At 69.3% G+C, this 1945-nt stretch carries 2 protein-coding genes; both read right to left on the bottom strand.

Annotation, left to right across the window (positions count from 1 at the left end):
- Positions 1–833 (bottom strand): DUF4167 domain-containing protein (locus tag FV228_RS28220; RefSeq protein ID WP_147857514.1); only part of this gene is annotated, 833 nt, incomplete at its 3' end.
- A gap of 420 nt (positions 834–1253) precedes the next feature.
- Positions 1254–1945, bottom strand: a 692-nt coding sequence (gene prmC / locus FV228_RS28215; protein WP_147857513.1) for a peptide chain release factor N(5)-glutamine methyltransferase, incomplete at its 5' end; no start/stop codon positions are given.

Raw genomic sequence — 1945 nt, 5'->3', positions numbered from 1 at the left:
CTCCGGCGCGGCTGACGCTCGTCGGAGCGGGCGTCCTGCCGCGTGTCCTGGCGCGCATCTTGGCGTGTGTCCTGGCGGCTCTCCTGCTGCCGGGGCTCCGCACGCGCGGTCTCGGACCGCCCGGACTCGTAGCGGTTCTGATCGCCGCGGGCGTCCTGTCGCGTGTCCTGCCGGTAATCCTGGCGGCCGTAATCCTGCCGACCGTCCTGACGGGTGTCTTGCCGATTCTCCTGCCGGCCGTCCTGCCGGTTATCCTGGCGGTCCTGCCGGTAGTCGGGACGCTGCTGATAGTCCTGACGCGGGGAATCCTGCCGCTGGTAATCCTGCCGGGGCTGGTCCTGGCGCCGGTAATCCTGGCGGCCGTTGTTGTCGAAGCGCCGCTGGTCCCGGTTCTGGAAGCGATCGCGGCCCTGCTGCTGACGGCCGTCCTGCTGCTGGTTCAGGTCCTGCCGCATCTCGTAGGGCTGGGGCTGCTGGCCCGGGTCGCCGTCGTCGTAGCCGTTGTAGGGCTGGCCGTTCTGCGACGCGCCGTTGCCCTGGCCGTCGTCGTCACCCTCGTCCATCTCGTCGTCGTAGGCGCGACTGGCATATCCCCCGGTATTCGTCGGCCGGGTCTGCTCCTGAGCGCCGGATACGATCCGGAAGTAGTGTTCGCCGTGCTGAAAATAGTTCTCGGCAGCCACAGGATCGCCGGCCGCCTGCGCATCGCGGGCGAGCTGGGCGTACTTGTCGGCGATGTGCTGCGGCGTGCCGCGGATTTTGACGTCTGGGCCGTTGGATTCGTACGAGCGCGTCAGCGGGTTCGGACCTTTCGGCCGGTTGCGGCCGCGCATCCGTCGATTCTGGTTTGGTCTCATCGGTCTTCAGTGACCCTCGTTCACGCAAACGACGTTCTTCGGGGCGTCCGGCGTCGATCTTCAGACGCGCTCCGGCCAAATGCACCCGGTGAAGCCGCACGGTCGACCGCCTCACGGTCCGCGCGTTCGCCTGACCATCCCTCGCACCGCGCGTCCGGGCACAGACGCCAGAAACCAGTCGATTGTCAGGTTCGAGTGTTGTCGAACTGCCGCGCAGTCGCACGCGCGCTCAAGTCCAACAATACGGGGGATCAGCGAACCGGGCGGCGACCTGCGATCGTTGCCGACCGTATAATCGTCCGTCTTAACGAACCGTTCGCGATCTTCAAGCGGACTCTAGCGTTCCCAGGGAGTTGCAACAAGCATTTTCTCAGCGCACCGATCGTCGTCGCCGATCTAGGCATCCGTGTGGCCGAATGAAAGGCCGAATGTCAGCACGCGATCGTGACCGGCGAGATCGCGCGCGAGCCCCAGGTCGGCGTAGCCCGCGCCGCGCGCGAGCGCCCGCACCGCCTCGGCCTGATCGTATCCGATCTCGAGCACCAGCCGCCCGCCCGGCGCCAGCAGCGTGGCGTCCCGGACCCCATCGAGGATCCGCCGGTAGGCGTCGAGGCCATCTGGTCCGCCGTCGAGGGCGGCGCGGGGATCGTGCAGGCGCACGTCCAGCTCGAGGTGCTGGATGACGTCGCGCACGATGTAGGGCGGGTTCGAGACCACCAGGTCGAAGCCGCCCCGGAGGGCGTCACACCAATCCCCCACCGCGAAAGCCGCCCGGTCGCCGACCCCGTTGGTTGCCGCGTTGTGCCGGGCGATGCGCAGGGCCTCCGACGACCGGTCGAGGCCGACACCGAAGGCGTTCGGCCGCTCGCTCAGGAGCGCCACCAGGATGCAGCCGGAGCCGGTGCCGAGGTCGAGGCACCGGAGCGGCGCGGTCCGGTCCGGGGCGCAGGCGAGCGCCGTCGCGACCAGGGTCTCGGTATCGGGGCGCGGCACCAGGGTCTCGGGCGCCAGCCGGAACGGCAGGCCCCAGAACTCCCAGGCGCCCAGGATGCGGGCCACGGGCTCGCCGGCCAGCCGCCGCGCGAAAG

It is taken from the genome of Methylobacterium sp. WL18, assembly GCF_008040015.1.
Taxonomy (GTDB): Bacteria; Pseudomonadota; Alphaproteobacteria; order Rhizobiales; family Beijerinckiaceae; genus Methylobacterium; species Methylobacterium mesophilicum.
Note: the sequence above shows the minus strand (reverse complement) of the source record. Positions and strands in the feature narration are given on the sequence as shown.